At 70.6% G+C, this 25,772-nt stretch carries 22 protein-coding genes; 2 read left to right on the forward strand and 20 right to left on the reverse strand.

Features of this window, described 5'->3' with window-relative positions; all coding sequences use genetic code 11:
- Positions 1 to 26: 26 nt before the first annotated feature.
- From ACIBK6_RS08040 to ACIBK6_RS08055, 4 genes are all read right to left on the reverse strand, one after another.
- Positions 27 to 485 carry a GNAT family N-acetyltransferase gene (locus ACIBK6_RS08040; RefSeq protein WP_399049771.1) on the reverse strand — a complete coding sequence of 153 codons (459 nt, stop codon included), beginning with the start codon at positions 483 to 485 and terminating at the stop codon, positions 27 to 29.
- Positions 482 to 1,423 carry an RluA family pseudouridine synthase gene (locus ACIBK6_RS08045; RefSeq protein ID WP_399049773.1) on the reverse strand — a complete coding sequence of 314 codons (942 nt, stop codon included), beginning with the start codon at positions 1,421 to 1,423 and terminating at the stop codon, positions 482 to 484. Before ACIBK6_RS08045 ends, ACIBK6_RS08040 begins: the two co-directional genes overlap by 4 nt.
- Before the next feature lie 44 nt (positions 1,424 to 1,467).
- Complete coding sequence (lspA, locus tag ACIBK6_RS08050) at positions 1,468 to 2,034, reverse strand: signal peptidase II (RefSeq protein ID WP_399049775.1); 567 nt, start codon at positions 2,032 to 2,034, stop codon at positions 1,468 to 1,470.
- Positions 2,035 to 2,095: 61 nt separating this feature from the next.
- Positions 2,096 to 3,052 (reverse strand): TraR/DksA family transcriptional regulator, encoded by a 957-nt coding sequence (locus ACIBK6_RS08055; RefSeq protein ID WP_399049776.1) that lies wholly within the window; start codon positions 3,050 to 3,052, stop codon positions 2,096 to 2,098.
- 568 nt (positions 3,053 to 3,620) lie between these two features.
- Here ACIBK6_RS08055 and ileS point away from each other — a divergent pair.
- Positions 3,621 to 6,761: an isoleucine--tRNA ligase gene (gene ileS, locus ACIBK6_RS08060; RefSeq protein ID WP_399049778.1), complete on the forward strand. Its 3,141-nt coding sequence runs from the start codon at positions 3,621 to 3,623 to the stop codon at positions 6,759 to 6,761.
- 177 nt (positions 6,762 to 6,938) lie between these two features.
- Here the strand turns inward: ileS and ACIBK6_RS08065 are convergent, their stop codons facing one another.
- From ACIBK6_RS08065 to rsmH, 16 genes are all read right to left on the reverse strand, one after another.
- Positions 6,939 to 8,120, reverse strand: a complete 1,182-nt coding sequence (locus ACIBK6_RS08065; RefSeq protein WP_399049780.1) for a DivIVA domain-containing protein — start codon at positions 8,118 to 8,120, stop codon at positions 6,939 to 6,941.
- 49 nt (positions 8,121 to 8,169) lie between these two features.
- Positions 8,170 to 8,454 (reverse strand): YggT family protein, encoded by a 285-nt coding sequence (locus ACIBK6_RS08070; RefSeq protein ID WP_399049781.1) that lies wholly within the window; start codon positions 8,452 to 8,454, stop codon positions 8,170 to 8,172.
- A gap of 72 nt (positions 8,455 to 8,526) precedes the next feature.
- The gene (locus ACIBK6_RS08075) at positions 8,527 to 9,144 is read right to left on the reverse strand and encodes a cell division protein SepF (RefSeq protein WP_399049783.1); all 618 of its coding nucleotides are present in this window, start codon (positions 9,142 to 9,144) and stop codon (positions 8,527 to 8,529) included.
- Between the two features lie 140 nt (positions 9,145 to 9,284).
- Complete coding sequence (locus tag ACIBK6_RS08080) at positions 9,285 to 10,004, reverse strand: YggS family pyridoxal phosphate-dependent enzyme (protein WP_399049784.1); 720 nt, start codon at positions 10,002 to 10,004, stop codon at positions 9,285 to 9,287.
- A 6-nt stretch (positions 10,005 to 10,010) separates the two neighbouring features.
- The gene (gene pgeF / locus ACIBK6_RS08085) at positions 10,011 to 10,718 is read right to left on the reverse strand and encodes a peptidoglycan editing factor PgeF (protein ID WP_399049786.1); all 708 of its coding nucleotides are present in this window, start codon (positions 10,716 to 10,718) and stop codon (positions 10,011 to 10,013) included.
- Positions 10,719 to 10,770: 52 nt separating this feature from the next.
- A complete protein-coding gene (ftsZ, locus tag ACIBK6_RS08090) occupies positions 10,771 to 11,973 on the reverse strand; it encodes a cell division protein FtsZ (protein ID WP_399049787.1) in 1,203 nt (400 codons plus the stop codon).
- A gap of 277 nt (positions 11,974 to 12,250) precedes the next feature.
- Positions 12,251 to 13,057, reverse strand: a complete 807-nt coding sequence (locus ACIBK6_RS08095; RefSeq protein WP_399049788.1) for a cell division protein FtsQ/DivIB — start codon at positions 13,055 to 13,057, stop codon at positions 12,251 to 12,253.
- Between the two features lie 23 nt (positions 13,058 to 13,080).
- Positions 13,081 to 14,166, reverse strand: a complete 1,086-nt coding sequence (gene murG, locus ACIBK6_RS08100; protein WP_399049789.1) for an undecaprenyldiphospho-muramoylpentapeptide beta-N-acetylglucosaminyltransferase — start codon at positions 14,164 to 14,166, stop codon at positions 13,081 to 13,083.
- 6 nt (positions 14,167 to 14,172) lie between these two features.
- Positions 14,173 to 15,564: a putative lipid II flippase FtsW gene (gene ftsW / locus ACIBK6_RS08105; RefSeq protein ID WP_399049791.1), complete on the reverse strand. Its 1,392-nt coding sequence runs from the start codon at positions 15,562 to 15,564 to the stop codon at positions 14,173 to 14,175.
- 58 nt (positions 15,565 to 15,622) lie between these two features.
- Positions 15,623 to 17,062, reverse strand: coding sequence for a UDP-N-acetylmuramoyl-L-alanine--D-glutamate ligase (gene murD / locus ACIBK6_RS08110; RefSeq protein ID WP_399049793.1), 1,440 nt, complete (start codon positions 17,060 to 17,062; stop codon positions 15,623 to 15,625).
- Positions 17,044 to 18,114, reverse strand: a complete 1,071-nt coding sequence (mraY, locus tag ACIBK6_RS08115; RefSeq protein ID WP_399049794.1) for a phospho-N-acetylmuramoyl-pentapeptide-transferase — start codon at positions 18,112 to 18,114, stop codon at positions 17,044 to 17,046. Before mraY ends, murD begins: the two co-directional genes overlap by 19 nt.
- Positions 18,111 to 19,517, reverse strand: a complete 1,407-nt coding sequence (gene murF / locus ACIBK6_RS08120) for a UDP-N-acetylmuramoyl-tripeptide--D-alanyl-D-alanine ligase (RefSeq protein ID WP_399049796.1) — start codon at positions 19,515 to 19,517, stop codon at positions 18,111 to 18,113. Before murF ends, mraY begins: the two co-directional genes overlap by 4 nt.
- Before the next feature lie 4 nt (positions 19,518 to 19,521).
- The gene (locus ACIBK6_RS08125; protein WP_399049798.1) at positions 19,522 to 21,189 is read right to left on the reverse strand and encodes a UDP-N-acetylmuramoyl-L-alanyl-D-glutamate--2,6-diaminopimelate ligase; all 1,668 of its coding nucleotides are present in this window, start codon (positions 21,187 to 21,189) and stop codon (positions 19,522 to 19,524) included.
- Positions 21,190 to 21,203: 14 nt separating this feature from the next.
- The gene (locus ACIBK6_RS08130) at positions 21,204 to 23,123 is read right to left on the reverse strand and encodes a peptidoglycan D,D-transpeptidase FtsI family protein (protein WP_399049800.1); all 1,920 of its coding nucleotides are present in this window, start codon (positions 23,121 to 23,123) and stop codon (positions 21,204 to 21,206) included.
- A 4-nt stretch (positions 23,124 to 23,127) separates the two neighbouring features.
- Positions 23,128 to 23,640 (reverse strand): cell division protein FtsL, encoded by a 513-nt coding sequence (locus tag ACIBK6_RS08135; RefSeq protein ID WP_399049802.1) that lies wholly within the window; start codon positions 23,638 to 23,640, stop codon positions 23,128 to 23,130.
- Positions 23,637 to 24,587, reverse strand: coding sequence for a 16S rRNA (cytosine(1402)-N(4))-methyltransferase RsmH (rsmH, locus tag ACIBK6_RS08140; RefSeq protein WP_399049804.1), 951 nt, complete (start codon positions 24,585 to 24,587; stop codon positions 23,637 to 23,639). The genes ACIBK6_RS08135 and rsmH overlap by 4 nt, the downstream gene beginning before the upstream one ends.
- Before the next feature lie 423 nt (positions 24,588 to 25,010).
- Here rsmH and ACIBK6_RS08145 point away from each other — a divergent pair, with 423 nt between their 5' ends.
- Entirely contained in the window at positions 25,011 to 25,577 is a 567-nt protein-coding gene (locus tag ACIBK6_RS08145; RefSeq protein WP_399049806.1) for a beta-class carbonic anhydrase, read from the forward strand.
- The last annotated feature ends 195 nt before the right edge of the window (positions 25,578 to 25,772 follow it).

The raw sequence follows: 25,772 nt of genomic DNA on the forward strand, positions 1-25,772 counted from the left end.
GCGGGAACCGCACGAGGCGGACAGGTTCAGAGGGCCCGGCGCATCGCCCGGTGCGCGATCCCCGCGTCCGGGAACTCCGGTCCGTACGCCTCGTACCCGAGCCGCTCGTAGAAGCCCAGTGCCCGCGTCTGCGCGTGCAGGTCCACCGCGGTCAGGCCGTGCGCGCGGGCCGCGTCCTCGATGGCGCGCACCAGCGCCGCGCCGACGCCGAGGCCGCGGGCCGCCGCGGTGACCGCGAGCCGGCCGAGCGAACCGACGCCCGCGTCACCGGTCTTGGCCAGCGCCTCGGGGCCGTGCAGCAGCCGCCCGGTGCCGAGCGGGCCTTCGGCGCCCTCGGCGAGGACATGCAGGGCGGTCGCGTCGTACGCGTCGTACTCCAGGTCCTCGGGCACCCGCTGTTCGACCACGAACACCTGCCGGCGCACCGCGAAGCAGGCCTCCCGGTCGGCCGCGTCGGCGGCGAGGCGGACCTGGAAGGCCGTCATTCGCTCTCGGCCCGGATCGTGTCGAGGGCGTACTGCAGATCGGCCGGGTAGTCGCTCTCGAACTCGACCCACTGGCCGTCGGAGGGGTGCTCGAAGCCCAGCCGCACCGCGTGCAGCCACTGGCGGGTCAGCTTGAGGCGCTTGGCGATGGTCGGGTCCGCGCCGTAGGTCAGGTCGCCGACGCAGGGGTGGCGGTGGGCCGACATGTGGACGCGGATCTGGTGCGTGCGCCCCGTCTCCAGCTTGATGTCGAGCAGCGAGGCGGCGCGGAAGGCCTCGATCAGGTCGTAGTGCGTGACCGACGGCTTGCCCTCGGCGGTCACGGCCCACTTGTAGTCGTGGTTGGGGTGGCGGCCGATCGGGGCGTCGATGGTGCCGCTCATCGGGTCCGGGTGGCCCTGCACCAGGGCGTGGTAGCGCTTGTCCACGACCCGCTCGCGGAACTGCTGCTTGAGCAGCGTGTACGCCCGCTCCGACTTCGCCACGACCATCAGGCCGGAGGTGCCGACGTCCAGGCGGTGCACGATGCCCTGGCGCTCGGCGGCGCCGGAGGTGGAGATCCGGTAACCCGCCGCGGCGAGACCGCCGATGACCGTGGTGCCGGTCCAGCCGGGGCTCGGGTGGGCGGCGACGCCCACCGGCTTCACGATGACCACGATGTCGTCGTCGTCGTGGATGATCTCCATGCCCTCGACCGGCTCGGCCACAATCTGCACCGGCGCGGGCGCCTGCGGCATCTCGACCTCCAGCCAGGCGCCGCCGTGCACCCGCTCGGACTTGCCGACCAGGGCGCCGTCGACCTGCACCTTCCCCGCCGCGGCAAGCTCGGCCGCCTTGGTACGGGAAAACCCGAACATGCGGGAGATGGCGGCGTCGACGCGCTCGCCTTCGAGGCCGTCGGGAACGGGCAGGGTGCGGATCTCGGGAATCGTACTCACCCGTCGAGTATGCCTTGCCCCACCGACATCGCCTTACCCGCGGATCAGTCCTTGTGGACGGTGCCGTCCGGGTCCAGGCCGCGGAACGAGAGGATCACGATCAGGAAGCCGCCGCAGACGATCGCGGAGTCGGCCAGGTTGAAGACCGCGAAGTGGGCCGGCGCGATGAAGTCGACCACCGCGCCCTGGAAGATGCCGGGCGAACGGAAGATCCGGTCGGTGAGGTTGCCGAGGGCGCCGCCGAGCAGCAGGCCGAGCGCGATCGCCCAGGGCAGGCTGTAGAGCTTGCGCGCCAGGCGCGCGATCACCACGATGACGGTGGCCGCGATGATCGTGAAGATCACCGTGAACGCCTCGCCGATCCCGAAGGCGGCACCCGCGTTCCTGATCGCGTTCAGTTGCAGCAGATCACCGATGATCCTGATCGGCTCGTGGTGCTCCAGCCTGGCCACCACGAGCATCTTGCTGCCGAGGTCGAGCAGGTAGGCGAAGGCCGCCACCGCGAACAGCACGGCGATCCTCCGCTTGCCCCTGGGCCGCTCGGCAGCGGCCGCCGAATCGTCGGCCCCTTCCACATCCGGCGTACCGATGATGCGCTCCGCCTCTGCCACGTGAGTCCCTCAACGACTAGGTGCCTGACTGAGCACGAGGGTACGGCACACCCCTCGGGAGTCAGCCGCGGCGTTCCTGCTTCTGCTTGTCCTCGACGCACAGGGTGGCCCGCGGGAACGCCTGCATCCGGGCCTTGCCGATCGGTTTCCCGCAGATCTCGCAGTAGCCGTACGTCCCGGCGTCCAGCCGCCCCAGGGCGTGCTCGGTCTGCTCCAGGGTCTCGCGGGCGTTGGCGGCGAGCGCCATCTCGTGCTCGCGGGTGATGTTCTTGGTGCCGGTGTCGGCGTCGTCGTCGCCCGCGCCGTCGCCGGAGTCGCGCATCAGCCCGGTCAGCGCCGCCTCCGAGGCCTCGATCTCGCTGCGCAGCCGCAGGATCTCGCTGGACAGCTCGTTGCGGGCCTCGGCGACCTCGGCCGGGGTCCAGGGGTCCTCGCCCGGCCGGACCGGAAGCTCCCCGGCAGCCGTGGCGACGGCACGGGCGGCCGGCACCGCCGACGCCGCGGCGGTGGACTTCCTGGCCGCCGTCGCCCCTCCCGCAGTCTTCTTCGCAACCACCTTGCTGGCTCCCGTCTGTTCCGCGGCCGCAGCCGCCCCCTGGGCCGCGGTCGCGGCCCTCTTGGCGCCCGCCCCGGCCGACTTCACCGGCGCCGTCTTGTCGGTCGCCTTGTCGGACGCGGCCCGTGCCGTCCCGGTTGCCTTTTTGGCCGCCGTCTTGCCGGCCGCGCTCTTCTTTGCCGCCTTCTTGGCGGGCGCCGCCTTCTTGGCGCCCGCTTCCCCGCCCCCCGCCGCGTCCTCGGCCGCCGCCTTCTTGGCGGTCGTCCCGGCGGCCGCCGCCTTCTTCTTGGCCGCCGCCTTCTTCGCCGGGGTGGTCTTCTCCGCCGCCTTCTTGGCGACGGCGGACTTCTTCCCGTCGGTCTCCTCGGCCGCCGGGCCCGTGGAGGCACCTGCGGCAGCACGTGTGGCATCGGCTCTCTTGGACGCCGTTGTGGTCTCTACGGCGGTCTTCTTCGCCACCATGGCCGCGGCCCCTTCACATATTGTGATCTTGCTCGCGAATCGTGCTGGGACGATAAATCGACCCCAGGCCCGCGGCAACGGGGCACGCCGCCGGTTCGCCCCGCCCCGGAGCGGCGGCAAGACGAACCTGCATCCGTTGTGCCCAGCTCCCGCCCGGGTGAATCCGCCGGACGGGCGGAGCCGGACTCCGCCGGGGCCCGTATGACCATTCGGGTCATGGCCGCGCCCCGGACCCGGCCCGCCGAAAACCGGTCAGCCGTCCTTCGCCGGGCCCCGTACACTGGCCCCAGCGAGAGGCGTGGACGGGACGAGTAGCGGCGTACGCAGCCAAGAGCGATCCGGGGACGGTGTGAGCCCGGAGGCGAGCGCGAAGTGAAGATCACCCCCGAGCCGCCGGAAGAAAGACCCCGCATGCGACGGGGCCGAGTAGACCCGGCTTCGCGACCCCAATGAGGGGGCGGTGTGTTCCGCACGCCGCCAAGGAGGGTGGTACCGCGGGAGCGCCCCACGAGGGCGGCCTCTCGTCCCTCCGACGGAACCGCACGACGATCCGCCGGAGGATGAACGGATGTCGCAGTACCGCCAGGTGCCCGCCCAGGTCGACCTGCCCGCTCTTGAGCACGCCGTGCTCGAATTCTGGGAGCAGTCCAAGGTCTTCGCCAAGAGCCTCGAACAGTCCGAGGGCCGCCCCGAGTGGGTCTTCTACGAGGGCCCGCCCACCGCCAACGGCATGCCGGGCGCCCACCACATCGAGGCCCGCGTCTTCAAGGACGTCTTCCCCCGCTTCCGCACGATGCGGGGCTACCACGTGGCCCGCAAGGCCGGCTGGGACTGCCACGGCCTGCCCGTCGAGCTGGCGGTCGAGAAGGAGCTCGGCTTCAACGGCAAGAAGGACATCGAGGCGTACGGCATCGCCGAGTTCAACGCCAAGTGCCGCGAGTCCGTGACCCGCCACACCGACGCCTTCGCCGAGCTCACCACCCGGATGGGCTACTGGGTCGACCTGGACGACGCCTACCGCACCATGGACCCGCAGTACGTCGAGTCCGTGTGGTGGTCGCTGAAGGAGATCTTCAACAAGGGCCTGCTGGTCCAGGACCACCGCGTCGCCCCCTGGTGCCCGCGCTGCGGCACCGGCCTCTCGGACCACGAGCTGGCGCAGGGCTACGAGACGGTCGTCGACCCGTCGGTCTTCGTCCGCTTCCCGCTGACCGGCGGCCCGCTCGCGGGCGAGGCGGCCCTCCTGGTGTGGACCACGACCCCGTGGACCCTGGTGTCCAACACGGCGGTCGCGGCCCACCCGGAGGTCACCTACGTCGTCGCCACCAACGGCGAGGAGAAGCTGGTCGTCGCCCAGCCGCTCCTGGAGAAGGCGCTCGGCGAGGGCTGGGAGCCCACCGGCCAGAGCTTCACCGGCGCCGAGATGGAGCGCTGGACCTACCAGCGCCCGTTCGACTTGGTGGAGTTCCCCGCGCCCGCCCACTACGTGGTGAACGCGGAGTACGTCACGACCGAGGACGGTACGGGTCTGGTCCACCAGTCCCCCGCCTTCGGCGCCGACGACCTCCTGGTCTGCCGGGCCTACGGACTGCCGGTCGTGAACCCGGTCCGCCCCGACGGCACCTTCGAGGAGGACGTCCCGCTCGTCGGCGGCGTCTTCTTCAAGAAGGCCGACGAGAAGCTCACCGAGGACCTGCGCGAGCGCGGGCTGCTGTTCCGCCACGTCCCGTACGAGCACAGCTACCCGCACTGCTGGCGCTGCCACACCGCGCTGCTCTACTACGCGCAGCCGTCCTGGTACATCCGCACCACCGCCGTCAAGGACGCGATGCTGCGGGAGAACGAGAAGACCAACTGGTTCCCGGAGTCGGTCAAGCAGGGCCGCTTCGGCGACTGGCTGAACAACAACATCGACTGGGCGCTGTCCCGCAACCGCTACTGGGGCACCCCGCTGCCCATCTGGCGCTGCGAGGAGAACCACCTCACGTGCGTGGGCTCGCGCGCCGAGCTGAGCGAGCTGTCCGGCACCGACCAGTCCGCCCTGGACCCGCACCGCCCGTACATCGACGACGTGACGTTCACGTGCACCGCCGAGGGCTGCTCCCTCGAAGCGGTCCGGGTGCCCGAGGTCATCGACGCCTGGTACGACTCGGGTTCGATGCCGTTCGCGCAGTGGGGCTACCCGCAGCAGAACAAGGAACTCTTCGAGTCCCGCTACCCCGCGCAGTTCATCAGCGAGGCCATCGACCAGACGCGAGGCTGGTTCTACACGCTGATGGCGGTCGGGACGCTCGTCTTCGACAAGTCGTCGTACGAGAACGTCGTCTGCCTCGGCCACATCCTGGCCGAGGACGGCCGCAAGATGTCCAAGCACCTGGGCAACACCCTGGAGCCGATCGCGCTGATGGACCAGCACGGCGCGGACGCGGTGCGCTGGTTCATGGCGGCCGGCGGCTCCCCGTGGGCGGCCCGCCGGGTGGGCCACGGCACCATCCAGGAGGTCGTGCGCAAGACCCTCCTCACCTACTGGAACACGGTCGCCTTCCAGGCCCTGTACGCGCGGACCTCCGGCTGGGCGCCGAGCGCGGCGGACCCGGCCCCGGCCGACCGCACGGTCCTGGACCGCTGGCTGCTGAGCGAGCTCAACTCCCTGGTGGACCAGGTCACTTCGGCCCTGGAGTCGTACGACACCCAGAAGGCGGGCAAGGCGCTCTCCGCCTTCGTCGACGACCTCTCCAACTGGTACGTACGCCGCTCGCGCCGCCGCTTCTGGCAGGGCGACAAGGCGGCGCTGCGCACCCTGCACGACGTGGTGGAGACGGTCACCCGGCTGATGGCCCCGCTGACGCCGTTCATCGCCGAGCGCGTCTGGCAGGACATGATCGTGCCGGTGACCCCGGACGCCCCGGAGTCGGTCCACCTGTCGTCCTGGCCGACGGCGGACCAGGCGGCGATCGACCCGACGCTCTCCTCCCAGATGACGCTGGTACGTCGCCTGGTGGAGCTGGGCCGGGCGACGCGGGCCGAGTCGGGCGTGAAGACGAGGCAGCCGCTGTCCCGCGCGCTGGTGGCGGTGGCGGGCTTCGAGTCGCTCTCGCCCGAGCTGCACGCGCAGATCACGGAGGAGCTGAACGTCAGCTCGCTGGCCTCCCTCTCCGAGGTCGGCGGCTCGCTGGTCGACACGACGGCGAAGGCCAACTTCCGTGCGCTGGGCAAGCGTTTCGGCAAGGGCGTGCAGGATGTGGCGAAGGCGGTGGCGGCCGCCGACGCGGCGGCGCTTTCGGCATCCCTGCGCGACACGGGCGAGGCCTCGGTGGAGGTCAACGGCGAGACGGTGACGCTGGCCCCCGACGAGGTCATCATCACCGAGACGCCGCGCGAGGGCTGGTCGGTCGCCTCGGACTCCGGTGCGACGGTCGCCCTCGACCTGGAGATCACGCCCGAGCTGCGTCTTGCGGGCCTGGCCCGTGACGCGATCCGGCTGATCCAGGAGGCGCGCAAGAACAGCGGCCTGGACGTCGCGGACCGGATCGCGGTGCGCTGGCAGTCCACGGATCCGGAGGTGTCCTCGGCGCTGACGGCCCACGCGGAGCTGATCGCGGACGAGGTCCTGGCGACGGACTACGCGTCCGGCGAGGCGGATGCCGCCTACGGCACCCCGTTCACGGACGAGCCCCTGTCCCTGACGTTCCGCCTCCGCAAGGCATAACACCGGCCCCAGCCGCTTTCCCCCCCACCCCTTCCCGAAGGGGCGGGGTGGGGGATTCCTCGTCGGAGGCACCCGTCTGCGGCCGCGCACGGCAAAAGGGCCGGGCCCCTGGGAAACCAGGGGCCCGGCCCTTGCAGCCTGCCGACGGCTACGCGCGTGTCACGCGCGCAGAGCCCGTCAGTTGTCGTCCTCGTCGATCAGGAAGCCCCGCATCGGCGACGGAGCCTGCTGCATCGGCGACGGCCCCTGCGGCCGCACCGGAGCCATCGGCTGGGTCATCGCCGGCGACATCTGCTGCTGGCCACCGTAGGACGGCGCGCTCGGCATGGACGGCTGGCCGCCCATCGACGGGTTGCCACCCATCGGGTGCCCCATCGCACCGGCACCGGCCGACGCCATGGACCCGCTCATCTGCGGGGCCGGCGGCAGCGAGGCCGTCGCCGGGGTGCGCGGCGGCGCGAGCGAGTCGTCCGCCTGGGTCTCCAGCTGGCGCAGCTGGGACTCCAGGTAGGACTTCAGCCGCGTACGGTACTCGCGCTCGAAGCCGCGCAGGTCCTCGACCTTGCGCTCCAGCGTGGCGCGGGCGGACTCCAGCGAGCCCATCGCGACGCGGTGCTTCTCCTGCGCGTCCCGCTCCAGGGCGTCCGCCTTGGAGCGGGCGTCGCGCTCAAGACCCTCGGCACGCGAACGAGCCTCGCCGACGATCTTGTTGGCCTCGGAACGGGCCTCCGCGATCGCCTGGTCGGCGGTCTGCTGGGCGAGCGAGAGCACCCGGGCGGCGCTGTCGCCACCGGGCGCCTGGGCCGGCTGTCCCATCTGCGGACCGTGGCCCATGGGGCCGCCCATCTGCTGGCCCATGGGGCCCTGGCCGAGCTGGTTCTGGCCCATGGGGCCCTGACCCAGCTGGTTCTGGCCCATCGGACCCTGACCCATCGGACCCTGGCCCATGGGGCCCTGACCCATGGGACCCTGGCCCATCTGGCCCGGACCGTGCTGGCCCTGCGGGCCGTGGCCGCCAGGTCCCGCGGGCAGCTGCGGCGCACCGCTGGGCAGCTGGGGCGGACCCATCTGCGGCTGCTGCTGGACCTGCGGCGGACCGGATATGGCGGCGGGTACGGGAGCACCCGGACCTCGGCCGTCCTGCGGCTCCGGCTTGCGCATGCCCTGCTGCTGGTTCTGCGCGGCGGCGCGGGTGGCGGCAGCCAGCTTGGCGCGCAGGTCCTCGTTCTCGCGGAGCAGTCGCGTCAGCTCGGACTCGACCTCGTCGAGGAAGGCATCGACCTCGTCCTCGTCATAGCCTTCTCGGAGGCGGACGGTCGTGAACTGCTTGTTCCGCACGTCCTCGGGGGTCAGCGGCATCTCTTCTTCACCTCTACGTAGTCGTCGGCAGTCGGCAGGACCGTATCGTTCACAGCCTGACCACGATGCTGATCAGGACGGAAACGATAATCATCAGAACGAAGAAGGACAGGTCGAGTGCCACGCCCCCGAGACGCAGCGGCGGAATGAACCGCCGCAGAAGCTTGAGCGGTGGATCGGTGACAGTGTAGGTGGCCTCAAGAATGACCACCATCGCCTTACCGGGTTCCCATGAACGGGCGAACTGGAAGACGTAGTCCATGACGAGCCGGAAGATCAGCACGATGAGGAAGCACATCAGCGCGATGTAGACCACCTGTTGTGCTACGCCCATCTCGCGCTTCCCTCTCCCCTTGCTTCAAAGCCCCCGGCCTGGTACTGGCCGGATTGTTCCCGGTGTCGTGTCTCAGCTCTGGTTGAAGAAACCGCCCTCTGCGATGCGGGCCTTGTCCTCCGCCGTGACATCGACGTTAGCAGGAGACAGCAGGAACACCTTCTGCGTCACCCGCTCAATGCTGCCATGCAGCCCGAAGACGAGGCCGGCGGCAAAGTCGACAAGTCGCTTCGCGTCCGTGTCGTCCATCTCCGTGAGATTCATGATCACCGGAGTGCCCTCGCGGAAGTGTTCCCCGATGGTACGGGCCTCGTTGTAGGTCCGCGGGTGCAGCGTGGTGATGCGGTACGGCTCCCGCTCGGACACGACCTTGGGCATGATCACCGGTGCGTTCTTCTCCAGGTTCGGACGTTCAGGTGTGATGGACGCCACGGGGGCGATTCGTGCCGGACGTCCGATTTCTACCGGTAGCTGAACCGGTTCTCTCGGGGCCGGAGGCTGAGTTACTCGTACCGGTTCGTCCCGTTCCTCCTGGAGCGAGGACTGGTGCGGAGGCTGATGCCGCCGACGGTCGCGCTCCGGTTCGGGCTCGGGTTCGAAATCGTCGTCGGGGTCGAACCCCCGGCCGTCGTACCCATCGTCCTCCACGAGGCCGAGGTAGACCGCCATCTTGCGCATCGCGCCGGCCATGCTCAGATTCCTCCGCTCTGTCGTGGATCGCTCCTGTCGCCAAGTGGCAGCGTCACCAAGGGCCCACGATCCACGCGGTCCTCCCACCGAAGAGTGGGAATGACCATATTTTCTGCTGTGGTCCGACTTGCTTCGCGACGTTACCCGAGCCGGGGTCGGACTCCGAGTACCGCCGTTCCGACGCGTACATGTGTCGCTCCGGCCGCCACGGCCTCTTCGAGGTCCGCACTCATCCCTGCTGACACCATGTTCGCAGCCGGATGGTCCGCGCGCAGGCGGGATGAGAATTCCAGCAGCCGCTCGAAGGCGGCCCGTTGGCGGCCCGCGTACTCGCCCGCGAGCGGCGCCACGGTCATCAGGCCGTCGAGCCGGAGCCCGGGCGCCTCGGCGACCAGTGCCGCCAACTCGCCGATTCCGTCCGGCGCGACGCCGCCGCGCTCGCCCCGGGCGCCGGACTCCGCGTCAAGGGCGACCTGGATGAGGCAGCCCAGCTCCCGCTCCGCCCCGACCGCCGCGGCGGAGAGCGAGGCGACGAGCTTCGGTCGGTCGATCGACTGCACCATATCGGCATAACTGGCCACAGAACGAACCTTGTTCGTCTGCAATTGGCCCACGAAGTGCCAGCTCAGATCGAGGTCCGCACAGGCCGCCGCCTTGGGGGCGGCGTCCTGGTCCCGGTTCTCCGCGACATGGCGTACGCCCAGTTCGTGCAGCAGCCGCACATCGCTCGCCGGGTAGGTCTTGGTGACCACGATGAGGGTCACTTCCGCCCGCTTGCGCCCGGCCGCCGCACAGGCGGAAGCGATACGTTCCTCCACCTGTGCCAGGTTTGCGGCGAGTTCGCTCTTGCGATCCGTCATCAGTCGTCAGTCCAGCCAGACATATCCGGCGAGCCGCCCAGTGGTGCGGTCGCGGCGGTACGAGAAGTGGTCGCTCGATTCGAGCGTGCAGACCGGCGAGGCCGCCAGGTCCGTGACGCCGAGCGCGGTGAGCTGTGCGTGCACCCCGGCGGTGACGTCCACCGCGGGCGTGCCCCAACTGGTCTCGGACCAGGCAGCGGGCTCGACCTCGGCGACCTCGGCCCGCATCCGCTCGGGCACTTCGTAGCAGCGCCCGCAGACGGCGGGTCCGGTACGGGCGAGGATCCTGGCCGGGTCGGCGCCGAGCGAGACCATCGCGGAGACCGCGGCGGGCACGACGCCCGCGACCATTCCGGGCCGCCCCGCGTGGGCGGCGGCCGCGACCCCCGCCACCGGGTCGGCCAGCAGGACCGGGGTGCAGTCCGCGGTGAGCACGGCGAGGGCGGTGCCCCGACGCGCCGTCACCACCGCGTCCACGGCGGCCGCGCCGTCCGGACCCCAGGGTCCGTCGACCACGGCGACCTCGCGTCCGTGCACCTGGTTCATCCAGACCACCCGCGCCGGGTCGAGCCCGAGCGCCTTGGCGGCGAGCCCGCGGTTGGCGCGTACCGAGGCGGGGTCGTCGCCGACCGCACCGCCGAGATTGAGCTGCTCGTACGGAACGGCGCTCACCCCGCCCCACCGGTCGGTGAAAGCGAAGTGCGCGCCGCTCACAGTGCCCTGCTCTCGTATCACTTCAAGAGACCGCTTCGAAACGTCACTTCGGTCACTTGAGGAAGTCCGGGACGTCCAGCTCTTCCGCCTGGCTGTCCGAGTAGGGACGGGCCGTCGGGATGGACGAGGGGGCCGGGGCCTCGTTGACCGGGGCGGGCTCGACCGGCATCGGGGCCGGCGGCTCCTCGCGGATGCCGACCGTGCCGAGTCCGCCGAGCGGGCGGGACGTCTCGGTCGGACGCGAGGGGGCGGGCTCGTCGCGCTTGTTGGTGTTGCCGCCGAGCACGGTGTCCCGGCGGGCCGGCGGCTGTCCGCCGTCGAAGCCGGCCGCGATGACCGTGACGCGCACCTCGTCGCCGAGCGCGTCGTCGATGACCGCGCCGAAGATGATGTTGGCCTCGGGGTGGGCGGCCTCGCTGACCAGTTGGGCCGCCTCGTTGATCTCGAAGAGACCGAGGTCCGAGCCGCCGGAGATGGAGAGCAGCACACCGCGCGCGCCGTCGATGGACGCCTCCAGGAGCGGCGAGGAGATCGCCATCTCGGCGGCGGCCACCGCGCGGTCGTCGCCGCGGGCCGAGCCGATGCCCATGAGCGCCGAACCGGCCTCGGACATGACCGACTTGACGTCGGCGAAGTCCAGGTTGATCAGGCCCGGGGTGGTGATGAGGTCGGTGATGCCCTGGACGCCGGAGAGCAGCACCTGGTCGGCCGACTTGAACGCGTCGAGCACGCTGACCTGGCGGTCCGAGATGGACAGCAGCCGGTCGTTGGGGATGACGATGAGGGTGTCGACCTCTTCGCGGAGCTCGGCGATGCCGTCCTCCGCCTGGTTCGCGCGGCGCCGACCCTCGAAGGTGAACGGGCGGGTGACCACGCCGATCGTCAGGGCGCCCAGCGAGCGCGCGATGTTGGCGACGACGGGGGCGCCGCCGGTGCCGGTGCCGCCGCCTTCGCCGGCGGTGACGAAGACCATGTCGGCCCCCTTGAGGACCTCCTCGATCTCCTCGCGGTGGTCCTCTGCCGCCTTGCGGCCGACTGCCGGGTTGGCTCCGGCCCCGAGGCCGCGGGTGAGTTCACGGCCGACGTCGAGCTTGACGTCGGCGTCGCTCATCAACAGTGCTTGTGCGTCAGTGTTGATCGCGATGAACTCGACGCCCTTGAGACCGACCTCGATCATTCGGTTGATGGCATTGACACCACCGCCGCCGACACCGATGACCTTGATGACTGCGAGGTAGTTCTGCGGTGCTGCCACGTCGAAGGCCTCTCGCCTCGAGTTACGGGTCGTCACTTCGCGGTTGCCGCAAGGTGACGACGAATGCCGATTGGGACGGTCCGTATCGCCGACCCGAACCCTAACGTTGAAGTTTAGGGTTACCAGTGTGTCTGTTCGCTGGACTCTTCCGAACAGGACACTAAGTCGACAAGTGGCGCACGTTCAACGAACACGCCGAACCTCCCGTTTTTCTTTTCACCCTATGTGATCACCCATGTCGCTGACCAACCAGGGTGCTGGCCAGCGCATATGTCCGTCAACTACCCGATACCGCAGGGGCAGTGGGCGCACTCACATCGAAGCGGGTCGACTTCGGCCGGGCTTTCATCAGTGCACTGAGGGTACGTCCCTTCAGCTCACCCTCCTCGTCGCTTCCCCACACCACGCTGCGACCGCCGGTCAACTCCAGCGTGACGGAGTCGTACGAGGAAATCTTGACGGAACTCGTCTCCTCGGCGACGGCGGGCGGGAGTTCGCCCGCCACCCGCACCGCTTCCAGGACCAGCCGGTCGGTGCCGAAGCGGCGCAGACTCGGGGACTGGGACACCGTCAATTCGAGCAGCGGGATGCCCCTCGCGGGCTGTTGGACCGTGGCGAAACGCACACCCTTCGCGTCCACTTCGTCGAACTTCGCACCATTCTTCATGAGCAGTGCGGGCTTGCGTTCGGTCACTTTCAGACCGATCCCGTGCGGCCATGAACGTACGACCTCGACAGTGCCGATGCGCGGCAGTTTCTGGCGCAATCGCGCCTCAATCGCCCCCGTATCGACGGAAATCAGCGGCGACCCGATCGGCACCGCGGCGGCCGCCTCGACCTCACCGGGCGTCAGAACCTGTGTCCCGGTGGTCTTCACGTGCTCGACGCGCAGCCAGGTGGAGCCGTACAGCACCCAGATGAGGCCCGCGCCGAGCAGGACGACGCCGATGAGAACGAGCAGTGGACCGCGGCGGCGGGGCAGCCGGAGGCGGCCGCCGCGCCGGGGACGGGGCCCGGACCGGCCGGACTTCGCGGACTTCTTGATCCGTCCGCCACCGCGCTGGGCGGTCGCCTGTCCGGCCACGGTCCTTGCCTTCCGTCAGTTGATCAGCGTCCTGCGATGGCCTCGTACACCATCTGCACGAGGAGTTGGTCGGCGTCGCGCCGCCCGAACTCGGCGGCGGAGCGCGACATCTCGTACAGCCGGTGCGGATCGGCGAGCACCGGAAGGACGTTGCCCTGCACCCACTCGGGAGTGAGTTCGGCGTCGTCGACGAGCAGTCCGCCGCCGGCCTTGACCACCGGCTGGGCGTTCAGCCGCTGTTCGCCGTTGCCGATCGGCAGCGGTACGTAGGCGGCGGGCAGTCCGACGGCGGAGAGTTCGGCGACGGTCATCGCGCCCGCGCGGCAGAGCATCATGTCGGCCGCGGCGTACGCGAGATCCATCCGGTCCACGTACGGTACCGGGACATACGGCGGCATTCCGGGCATGTGCTCGACACGCGGCATTTCGTTCTTCGGGCCGACCGCGTGCAGGATCTGGATGCCGGAACGCTGGAGCACCGGGGCGATCTGCTGGATCACCTCGTTGAGGCGGCGGGCGCCCTGCGAGCCGCCGGAGACCAGCAGCGTCGGCAGGTTGGGGTCGAGCCCGAACGCGGCGCGCGCCTCGGGGCGGACCCGGGCGCGGTCCAGGGTCGCGATCGAGTAGCGCAGCGGGATGCCGATGTAGCGGGAGTTGCGCAGCTTGCTGTCGGGGGTGGCGACGGCCACCCCGGCCGCGTACCGCGAGCCGATCTTGTTGGCGAGGCCCGGACGGGCGTTGGCCTCGTGGACCACGATCGGCACCCCGCGCCGCTTGGCGGCAAGGTAGCCGGGCAGCGCCACATAGCCGCCGAAGCCGACCACGCAGTCGGCCTTGGTGCGCTCCAGGATCTGCTCGGCGGCCTTGATGGTGCCGCGCAGCCGCCCGGGGACGGTGATCAGTTCGGGGGTGGGTTTGCGTGGCAGCGGGACGGCCGGGATGAGCGCGAGCTCATAGCCGCGCTCGGGGACGAGCCGGGTCTCCAGGCCCTTCTCCGTACCGAGTGCCGTGATCCCCACGGTGGGGTCCTGCCTGCGCAGGGCATCCGCGAGGGCGAGCGCGGGCTCGATGTGGCCGGCGGTCCCCCCACCGGCGAGTACGACATGCACCGAAATTCACCGCTCTCCGGACGGACGCTTCTTGACGCGCCGTCTCATCGACTTCCAACTCACCCGAGGCTGCCGCATGGCCAGCGCCGCCCGCGCCGCGGGGTCGTCCCGCGCGAACGCGACGAGCAGCCCCACGGCGAACATGGTCGGCAGCAGGGCGGACCCACCGTAGGAGAACAGCGGGAGCGGGACACCGGCGATCGGCAGCAGGCCGAGCACCGCACCGATGTTGATCACGGCCTGGGCCACGATCCAGGTGGTCACACCTCCCGCGGCGTACCTCACGAAGGGGTCCTCCGTGCGTCCGGCCACGCGGATACCCGCATAGCCTAGAGCCGCGAAGAGGGCGACCACCGACAGCGTCCCCGCCAGACCCAGTTCCTCGCCGGTGATGGCGAAGATGAAGTCGGTGTGCGGCTCGGGGAGTTGGCCCCATTTCTCCACACTTGCACCGAGGCCGGATCCGAACCATCCGCCGGAGGCCAGCGCGTAGATTCCGTGCACCGCCTGCCAGCACTGGTCCTGCGGCCCCGGGTCGGTGGCCCCGATGCAGTTCAGCCGGCCCATCCGGTGCGGGCTGATCTTGATGAAGAGGGCGGCGAGCGTGCCCGCGATGCCCAGGACGCCCGCGAAGAGCCGGGTGGGGGCGCCGGCCAGCCAGAGCAGGCCGAAGAGGATCGCGGTCAGGATGATCGTGGTGCCCATGTCGCCGCCGAGCATGATCAGCCCGAGCAGCAGGAAGGCGACCGGCACCAGCGGCACCAGCATGTGCTTCCACTCGGTGAGCAGCCGCTTGTCCTGTTTGCGGGCCAGCAGGTCGGCGCCCCACAGGAGCAGTGCCAGCTTGGCGAACTCGCTGGGCTGGAGCTGGAAGGGGCCGCCCAGGTAGATCCAGTTCTGGTTGCCGTTGACGGACTTCCCTATCCCGGGGACCTGCACCAGGACCAGCAGGAAGACGGTGCCGGCCAGTATCGGGTAGGCCAGCGCCCGGTGCAGCTTGGCGGGCATCCTGGCCGCGGCGATCATCAGCCCCGCTCCGATGGCGGCGGCGAGGAACTGCTTGCGGAAGAAGTACGAGCCCGGCAGCGACAGTTCCAGGGCCTTGATCATCGAGGCCGAGTACACCATCACAAGCCCGAGCACGGTGATGAGCAGGGCGCTGCCGAGGATCAGGTAGTACGCCGTCAGCGGCCGGTCCCAGGCCCTCCTGGCCTGTTCCAGGAGCCGCCGGGGGCCGCGCGGTCCGCGCGGCCGGGGCGTGCCCGTACCGCGGCGGCGGACGGCCGGGCCGCGCACGGATGGGGCGGTACGGCTGCGCAGGACGAGACCGGCGAGTGCGGGCACCCCGCGCGCGCCGCGCCCGGCCGCGCCGGAGCCGCCAAGAACATCGGCCGCCATGTGTGCTGTCCCCTCCAGTCGTGCCCGGCGCCGCCGGTCCGTGGAACGGGTGGTCCGGCTAGGCGCGCCCGGCGGCGAGTTCGCGGACCGCTTCCGCGAAGGCCTCGCCGCGCTTGTTGTAGTTCGCGAACATGTCGAACGAGGCGCAGGCCGGGGCCATCAGTACGGTGTCCCCCGGCTCGGCGAGCCCTGCCGCCTCGCGGACCGCCGCCGACATCGCCCCAGTGTCGGTCCGGTCGAGGTCCACCACCGGGACCTCGGGGGCGTGTCGCGCCAGGGCTTCGGCGATCAGGTGGCGCTCGGCGCCGATCAGGACGACCCCGCGCAGCCGCTTCGCCGACTTCTGGACGAGCTCGTCGAAGGAGGCGCCCTTGGCGAGTCCCCCGGCGATCCAGACGATCGGGTCGTACGCCGCCAAGGAGGCCTCGGCGGCATGGGTGTTGGTGGCCTTGGAGTCGTCGATGTAGGCGACCTGGGCGACGTCGGCGATGTGCTCGATGCGGTGCTCGTCGGGGCGGAACGCCCGCAGTCCGTCCCGTACCGCCTTGGGCTCGACGCCGAAGGCACGGGCCAGGGCGGCGGCGGCCAGGGCGTTCGCGATGTTGTGCGGGGCCGGCGGGTTGACGTCGGCGACCTCGGCGAGCTCCTGGGCGTTCTTCTGCCGGTTCTGCACGAAGGCCCGGTCGACCAGGATGCCGTCGACCACGCCGAGTTGGGAGGGGCCGGGGGCGGCGAGGGTGAAGCCGATCGCGCGGCAGCCCTCCGCCACATCGGCCTCGCGCACCAGGTCCTCGGTCGCCTTGTCCTCGGCGTTGTAGACGCAGGCGACCGTGTTGCCCTCGTAGACGCGGCCCTTGTCGGCGACGTACGCCGCCATGGAACCGTGCCAGTCGAGGTGGTCCGGGGCCAGGTTGAGCACGGCCGCGGAGTGGGCGCGCAACGAGGGCGCCCAGTGCAGCTGGTAGCTGGAGAGCTCGACCGCGAGCACGTCGTACTGCTCCTCGCCGAGGACCACGTCGAGCAGCGAGACGCCGATGTTGCCGACGGCGGCGGTGCGCAGGCCCGCCGCGCCGAGGATCGAGGCGAGCATCCGGGTGGTGGTGGTCTTGCCGTTGGTGCCGGTGACCGCGAGCCAGGGCGCGGGCGTGCGGCCGTCCAGGTCTCGCAGCCGCCAGGCCAGTTCGACATCGCCCCAGACGGGGACGCCCGCCTCGGCGGCCGCCGCGAACAGCGGCTTGTCGGGCCGCCAGCCGGGCGCGGTGACGACCAGTTCGGTGCCTTCCGGCAGGGTGTCCCCGTCCCCGAGGCGCACGGTGATGCCCTGCGCCTCAAGCTCCGCGGCCTGGGCGCGGGAGCGCTCGTCGGCGCCGTCGTTGACGGCCGTGACGACGGCGCCGAGCCCCTTGAGGACCCGGGCCACCGGCATCCCGGAGACACCGAGACCGGCCACCGTCACGCGCTTGCCCTGCCAGGTGGTGCTCACTTGTCCGCTGCCCATCCCGCGTAGAAGAGACCGAGACCCACGATCACGCACATGCCCTGGATGATCCAGAACCGCACCACGACAAGGACTTCGGACCACCCCTTGAGTTCGAAATGGTGCTGGAGCGGCGCCATCCGGAACACCCGCTTGCCGGTCATCTTGAACGAACCGACCTGGATGACCACGGACATCGTGATCAGTACGAACAGGCCGCCGAGCAGGGCGATCAGGAACTCCGTACGGGAGCAGATCGCCAGACCCGCGAGCGCGCCGCCGAGGGCCAGTGAACCGGTGTCGCCCATGAAGATCTTGGCGGGCGAGGTGTTCCACCACAGGAAGCCGAAGCAGGAGCCCATCAGGGCGGAGGCGACGACCGCGAGGTCGAGCGGATCGCGCACCTCGAAGCAGGCGTTGGGGTTGGTGAGGGTCTGCGCGTTGGCGCAGGACTCCTGGAACTGCCACAGACCGATGAAGGTGTACGCGCCGAAGACCATCACGGACGCGCCGGTGGCCAGGCCGTCCAGACCGTCCGTCAGGTTCACGCCGTTCGACATCGCGAGGATCATGAACAGCGCCCAGACCACGAAGATGACCGGGCCGACCGACCAGCCGAAGTCGTTGATGAACGACAGCTTGGTGGAGGCCGGGGTGTTTCCGCGGGCGTCGGCGAACTGGAGGGCGAGCACCGCGAAGGCGATGCCGACGATCAGCTGTCCGGCCATCTTCGCCTTGGCCCGCAGGCCCAGCGAACGCTGCTTGACGATCTTGATGTAGTCGTCGAGGAAGCCGACCATGCCCATGCCGGCGGTCAGGAAGAGCACGAGCAGACCCGAGAAGGTCGGGGACTCGCTGGTGATCACCTTGGTCAGCGCGTACGCGATCAGCGTGGCCAGGATGAAGGCGATGCCACCCATGGTGGGTGTGCCCTTCTTCCCGGCGTGGCCGCGCGGGCCGTCGTCGCGGATGAACTGGCCGTAGCCCTTGCGGGCGAGCAGCTTGATCAGCAGCGGGGTTCCGACCAGGGTCAGGAAGAGACCGATGGCTCCCGCGAAGAGGATCTGCCTCATCGGGCGGTGACCTCACCCTCGACGGCGGTCTCGAGCAGCGCCAGTGCCACCCGCTCCAGGCCGATCGACCTGGATGCCTTCACCAGCACGACGTCTCCCGGGCGCAGTTCACTGCGCAGCAGGTCGACGGCCGCCTGTGCGTCGGACACGTGCACCGACTCCTCACCCCACGAACCCTCGTTATATGCGCCCAGTTGCAGCCAGGACGCTTCCCGGTCCCCGACTGCCACGAGCTTGCTGACGTTGAGCCGGACGGCGAGCCGTCCGACCGCGTCGTGCTCGGCGAGCGACTCGTCGCCGAGCTCGGCCATCGGACCGAGCACCGCCCACGTACGGCGCCCCTTGCCCATGGCCGCGAGCGCGCGAAGAGCGGCTCGCATGGATTCGGGGTTCGCGTTGTAGGCGTCGTTGACGACCGTCACACCGTCCGGACGCTCGGTGACCTCCATACGCCAACGGGAGAGGGTGCCCGCCTCGGAGAGCGCGCGGGCGATCTCGTCTGCGGACATGCCCAGCTCATGGGCGACGGCGGCCGCGGCGAGCGCGTTCGACACGTGGTGCTCACCGTACAGGCGCAACGTCACATCGCTGCACCCGGAGGGTGTGTGAAGCCTGAAGGAGGGCTGTCCGGACGCTGTGAGCCGGACATTCTCGGCGCGTACGTCGGCGTCCTCGGCCTCGCCGAAGAGCAGCACGCGCGCCTTGGTGCGGGCGGCCATGGCCCGTACGAGGGGGTCGTCCGCGTTCAGGACGGCGCAGCCGTGCTCCGGCAGCACCTCCACCAACTCGCCCTTGGCCAGGGCGATCTGGTCCCGGCCGCCGAACTCTCCGATGTGGGCGGTCCCCACATTGAGCACGAGGCCGATCCGGGGCGGGGTCAGACCGGTGAGGTAGCGGATGTGGCCGACGCCGCGCGCGCCCATCTCCAGGACCAGGTGCCTGGTCTCCTCGGTGGCGGTGAGCGCGGTGAGCGGCAGACCGATCTCGTTGTTGAGGGAGCCCGGCGTGAAGACCGTCGGCGCGTGGCGCTGGAGCACCTGCGCGATCAGGTCCTTGGTGGACGTCTTGCCGGACGAGCCGGTGAGGGCGACGACTTGGGTGCCGAGACGGCGTACGGCATCGCGGGCGAGCGCGCCGAGCGCACTCTGCACGTCGTCCACGACGATCGCGGGCACGCCGACCGGGCGGGCCGCCAGGACCGCCGCCGCGCCCGCCTCGAAGGCGCGCTGCGCGTAGTCGTGGCCGTCGACGTGTTCACCGGCGAAGGCCACGAACAGCGAACCGGCCGCCACCTGACGGGAGTCGATGACGACGGGTCCGGTGACGCGGACGGACGGATCCGGTATGTCGTGCGGCTGCCCGCCGACGATTTCGGCGATCTCGGCGAGGGAGAGGGCGATCACTACTTCATCCCTGACTTTTCTGGATGGCGGCGCGAAGCACCAGGCGGTCGTCGAAGGGGCGTACCACTCCGTTGACGTCCTGGCCCTGTTCGTGGCCCTTGCCCGCGACGAGGACGGTGTCGCCCGGCTGGGCGCGGGCCACCGCCGCCGCGATGGCGGCGGCCCGGTCGGCCTCGACCAGCACGTCGCCGCGCTCGTGCGCGGGCACCTCGGCGGCGCCCGCCAGCATCACGGCGAGGATCGCGAGGGGGTCCTCGGAGCGGGGGTTGTCGGAGGTCAGTACGACGGTGTCGGCGAGCCGGGCGGCGGCGGCGCCCATCGGGGCCCGCTTGGTCTGGTCGCGGTCGCCGCCGCAGCCGAGCACGATGTGCAGCTTGCCCTCGGTGACCTTGCGCAGCGAGCGCAGGACCGATTCGACGGCGTCCGTCTTGTGGGCGTAGTCGACGACGGCGAGGTAGGGCTGGCCCGCGTCCACGCGCTCCAGGCGGCCGGGCACGCCGGGTACGGCGGCCACTCCGTCGGCGGCGGTCTGCGGGTCCAGGCCGGCGGTGGCCAGCGTGACGACGGCGGCGAGGGTGTTCGCCACGTTGAAGGGGCCGGGCAGCGGGGCGGTGGCCGAGACCCGCTCGCCCTTGGGCCCGACGACGGTGAAGGTGCTGCTGTCCTGGCGCACCCGCACGTCCTCGGCCCGCCAGTCGGCGTCCGGGTGGCCCTCGGCGGAGAAGGTGGTGACCTCGATGCCCGCCTCCTTCACCAGCCTGCGGCCGTACTCGTCGTCGTAGTTCACGACTCCGCGCCTGGCCCGCTGCGGGGTGAAGAGCTGCGCCTTGGCCCGGAAGTAGTCCTCCATGTCGGAGTGGAACTCCATGTGTTCCGGGCTGAGGTTGTTGAAGACGGCGACGTCGAAGACGCAGCCGTCGACCCGGCCGAGGACCAGGGCGTGGCTGGAGACCTCCATGGCGACCGAGTCGACTCCGCGCTCGCGCATGACAGCGAACAGCGCCTGGAGGTCGGTCGCTTCGGGGGTGGTGCGCTCGGACTTGATCCGCTCGTCGCCGATCCGCATCTCGACCGTGCCGATCAGACCGGTGGCGTGCCCGGCGCCGCGCAGCCCGCCCTCCACGAGGTAGGCGGTCGTGGTCTTGCCGGAGGTGCCGGTGATGCCGATCTGGAGCAGCCCCTCGCCGGGGTGGCCGTAGATCTCCGCGGCGAGCTCCCCCATCCGGCCGCGCGGGTCACCGGCGACCAGGACCGGCAGTCCGGTCGCGGCGGCGCGGTCCCGGCCGGCCGGGTCGGTGAGGACGGCGACGGCGCCGAGACTCGCGGCCTGGGCGGCGAAGTCCGCGCCGTGCAGCCGGGCGCCCGGCAGAGCGGCGTACAGGTCTCCGGGGCGTACCGCCCGGGAGTCGTGCGTGATGCCGGTGACCTCTCCCGGCCCGGGGTCGCTCGTCCCCAGTCGCTCGGCCAGCTCGCTGAGCGGGGTCGGACGGGCCTGTTCCGGTCGGGGCGCTCCCGGCTGTTTCGCGGGGGCGTCCTTCGGGGCGGTTCGGTACTGATCAGCGTGTGGCACGGCGGTGAGCGTACCGGGCGCACCCGCCGGGTCGCCAAAAGAGGGGGGCGAGGCGTCCTGGGTCCCGTCCTGGTTCCCAGGACCCTGGGTGATGGTTGTCACTGAGGCTTCCGGATTCAGTCGTTGCCGCCGAAGGAGACGGGCAGGTTGGGAGGCTGGGCTCCGGTCGGCGGGATCTGCAGGGTCTTGAGGGCGAACTCCATGACCTGCTTGTAGATGGGTCCGCAGATCTGGCCGCCGAAGTAGCTGCCCTTGGTGGGGTTCTGGATGGCGCAGTAAACGGTGATCTTGGGGTTGTCGGCGGGGGCGAAGCCCGCGAAGGACGCGGTGTAGCCCCGGTAGGTGCCGGTCTTGGGGTCGATGCGGTTGGCGGTGCCGGTCTTGCCCGCGACCCGGTAGCCGGGGATGGCGGCCTTGGTTCCGGTGCCCTCGGCGTCGCCGACGACCGATTCGAGCATCTGGGCGACGCTCTTGGCGGTCTTCTCGCTGACCACCCGGGTCTGCTTGGGCGCGGGCGCCGGGGTGAACCGGCCGTCCGGACCCCGGGTGCCGCGCACCAGGGTCGGCTCGACGCGTACGCCGCCGTTGGCGATGGTCGAGTACACCGAGGCGGCCTGCATGGCGTTGAGCGAGAGGCCCTGGCCGAATCTGACCGTGTACTGCTGCGAGGTGGACCACTTGCTCGCGGGGGCGAGGATGCCCGGGGTCTCGCCGGGGAAGTCCAGACCGCTCGGCGAGCCGATGCCGAACTTCCTCAGGTACGAGTACAGGACGCTGTCGGCCTGGGCGTCGGTCTTGCCCAGCTGCTCGACGGCGAGGATCGTGCCGATGTTGCTGGACTTGGCGAGCACGCCGTTGAGGGTCAGGCTCCAGGTGGCGTGGTCGATGTCGTCCTTGAAGAGGCGGTCGCCGCGCTGCAGCCGGTTGGGCACCACCACATGGGTCTCGGGGGTGGCCACGCCTTCCTCCAGGACCGCGGACATGGACATGACCTTGGCGGTGGAGCCGGGTTCGAAGGCGTCCTGGAGCGCCGCGTTGCCCATGGCGGCCGAGTTGGCCTGGGCGAGGTTGTTCGGGTCGAAGCCGGGGGCGTTCGCCATGGCCAGGACCTCGCCGGTGTCGGACCGCTGCACTATGACGTAGCCGCGATCGGCCTTGGACTCGGCGACCTGGTCGGAGATCGCCTTCTGGGCCATCCACTGGATGTCCCGGTCGATGGTCAGCTCGACGTCGGAGCCGGGCACGGCCGGGGTTTCATGGGTGCCCGCGGTGGGCACCCGGCGGCCGCCGGACTGAGCGTAAGTGATCTTGCCGTCGGTGCCGGCCAGCTCCTTGTTCAGCGACGATTCCAGGCCGCCGCCGCCCTTGCCCTCGGCGTTGACGTAGCCCAGTATCCCGGCGGCGAGGTCGCCGTTCGGGTAGACCCGCTTGGTGCTGGACTCGTTCAGCACCCCGGCCAGCACATTGGCTCCGGGACCGCCCTTGGCGCGGTCGGCGGACGCCTTCTCGGCGAAGACCTTCTTCAGGTCCTTGATCTGGTTCCAGACCTGCGGGGTCTGCCGCCGGGCGAGGACCACATAGCGGGTCCTGGGGGTCTTGAGCTTCTTGGTGAGCTCGGCCTGGTCCTTGCCGATCAGCGGCGCGAGCAGCGCGGCCGCCTGCTCGGCGGCGTCCGGGATCCTGGTGGCCTCGGGGGTGAACAGGGTGGGGTCGGCGGTGATGTCGTACGCGTCGACGCTGGTGGCGAGCGCGATCCCGGCCCGGTCGGTGATCCGGCCGCGCTCGGCGGGCAGTGCGTAGCTGGCGTACCGGTTCCTTTCGGCCTTGGCGGCGTAGGCGCTGGCGTCCACGGCCTGCACCTGGAGCAGCCGTACGACGAAGGCCAGCATGATCAGGGTGAGCCCGAGGCTGACCAGGCGCAGCCGGGGCCGGTGGCTGCCCAGCTTGAGCTTCTTGGCGGCCGCGGGGCGGCGGGCCGGGGGCCTGGGCCGCGCGGGCCGGGGCACCCGGCGGCGGACGGGTTCCTTGGGGCTCACTGCGTCACCTGCCGGGGGTCGGGGAGGTCTTCGCGGGCTGCCGGGGCCGGGTGGCCGGGGTGTGGTGTCTGGGCCGCTGGGCGGCGGCGCCCGCCGCCGGCAGCGGGACCGGCTCGGCGGCCTCGGCGGGCGAGGGGTCGCCGGCGGCGCCGGGGACGCCCTTGACGGTGCCGTCGGGGCCCAGGAAGACCGGGCTGCCGCCGGGGACCATGCCGAGGTCCCCGGCCCGGCGGGCCAGCGCGTCGGGGGCGGACAGATCGTCCACGTCCCGCTGGAGCGCCTGCTGTTCGTCGGTGAGTTGGGTGGTCTGCCTGCGGTACTCGCTGAGCTGGAACGAGCCCGCGTTGAGCGCCGAGTTCAGCACCAGCAGGGTGATGAGACCGCCGCCGAGGAGAGTCACGACAAGGAGTACGAACGGCGTGCGGGCGGCGCTGTTCGGTCCCTTGGGTCCCTGTGAAGGCATCAGCCTGCCGAGCCGCGCGGCGGTGCCGCGCAGCTGCCTGGCCGGTTTGCTCACACGTCCTCCCTGATCCGCTGGACCCCCCGGAGCCGGGCGGGGGCCGCCCGCCGGTTCTCGGCGACCTCCTCCTCCGTCGGGAGTTCGGCACCGCGGGTGAGGAGCTTGAGCCGCGGCTGGTAGCGCTCGGGCACCACCGGCAGCCCGGGCGGCGCGGTGTTGGCGGCGCCCGCCGTGAACACCTGCTTGACGATGCGGTCTTCGAGGGACTGGTAGGAGAGCACCGCGACCCGGCCGCCCACCGCGATGGCCGCGACCGCCGCGGGGATGGCCCGCTCCACGCTGGCGAGTTCGCCGTTGACCTCGATGCGCAGCGCCTGGAAGGTGCGCTTGGAGGGGTTGCCGCCGGTTCGCTTGGCGGCCTGCGGCAGCGAGTCGCGGATCAGCTCGACCAGCCGGGCGCTGTTGCTGAACGGCTCCTTCTCCCGCTCGCGGACGATCGCCGAGACGATCCGCTTGGCCTGCTTCTCCTCGCCGTACGCCCGCAGGATCCGCACGAGTTCACCGGCCGGGTAGGTGTTGAGCACCTCGGCGGCGCTCATTCCGGTCGACTGGTCCATGCGCATGTCCAGCGGCGCGTCCTGAGCGTAGGCGAAGCCGCGGTCGGCCTCGTCCAGCTGCATGGAGGAGACGCCGAGGTCGAACAGGACGCCCTGGACGCGGGGGGTGCCGAGACGTTCCAGCACCTCGGGGAGCTCGTCGTAGACGGCGTGCACCAGGGTGGCGCGCGCACCGAAGGGGGCGAGCCGCTCACCGGACAGGCGCAGGGCCTCCTTGTCCCGGTCGAGGCCGACCAGGCGCACCTCGGGGAACTGGGTGAGCAGGGCCTCGCTGTGGCCGCCGAGGCCGAGGGTGCAGTCGACGACGACCGCCCCCGGCGCTGTCAGGGCCGGGGCCAACATGTCCAAGCATCGCTGGAGCATCACCGGGACGTGTCGCTGGCTCAAAGCCGCCCTCTCAAGGATCCGGCGCACCGTCGCACATACGCGCCGGATCCCCGCTCCCCCGGGAAAAATGGGGGGACGAACGGCTGGCGCCGGGGAAGGGGCGTCAGCCGACCGGAGAGCGGGAGAAGGCCGAGCCGTACGTGCGCCGGGCACGCGGTAAACGTATGGTCCGGGAGGCCGTGCTTCCCGGAGGTTGGGATTGTGCAAAGGGGGAGACCGTGCGTCACGCCTCCCACTTCGCGCCACTTTAGTCCACTCGTCCGTAGGGTCAATCAACCCTCCAGCGCGCCGCCGGGCACTTTTTTCACTCGTACGGGTGACACGGAGCGGGGGCTGTGGGTTAGCTCACAAGCGCCCGAGTTGACAGTCTTTTTCCGCCCCCATGGCGAGACTGAACGATCAACGGGGACTACCGTCATAGACATGTCGACTCCTGCGCACATACCCGCAGAGCCTCCCGCGTCCCGTCCGCACCTGACCGTCCGCAGCGGAGGAACGGTGACGGACCGGCTGGTCGAGGCGAACCGCACGTATGCCGACGCGTTCAGCGACCCCGGCATGGACGCCCGCCCGGTGCTCCACGTGGCCGTGGTGGCCTGCATGGACGCCCGGCTCGACCTGCACGCCGCCCTCGGTCTGGAACTCGGCGACTGCCACACGATCCGCAACGCGGGTGGCGTGGTCACCGACGATGTGATCCGGTCCCTCACCATCAGCCAGCGCGCGCTCGGCACCAGCAGCATCATGCTGGTGCACCACACCGGCTGCGGTCTCGAATCGCTCACCGAGGACTTCCGGCACGAGCTGGAGGACGAGGTCGGGCAGCGGCCCGCCTGGGCGGTGGAGTCGTTCCGCGACGTCGACCAGGACGTACGCCAGTCCATGCAGCGGGTCCGGACCTCGCCGTTCCTGCCGCACACCGATGACGTCCGCGGGTTCGTCTTCGATGTGACGACGGGTCTGTTGCGGGAAATCGATCCGGTGGACTGACAACCGTCGGAACGGAAAAAAGGGGGCAACACATGGCCAATCCCCCTCAGTTGTCCACAGGCGAGTGACACGGCGCGGCAACGCCAACAAGAATGCGGATGTGACACCGGTCCGAACCGTTCGGCCGTGGTGTCCGTATTCCGGGGTGGGCCGGGCCGTCGAAGGCGCATCGGCCCGTATGCAAGGGCCGAGGAG

Origin of the sequence: Streptomyces sp. NPDC050485 (assembly GCF_044458185.1) — a bacterium.
Taxonomy (GTDB): Bacteria; Actinomycetota; Actinomycetes; order Streptomycetales; family Streptomycetaceae; genus Streptomyces.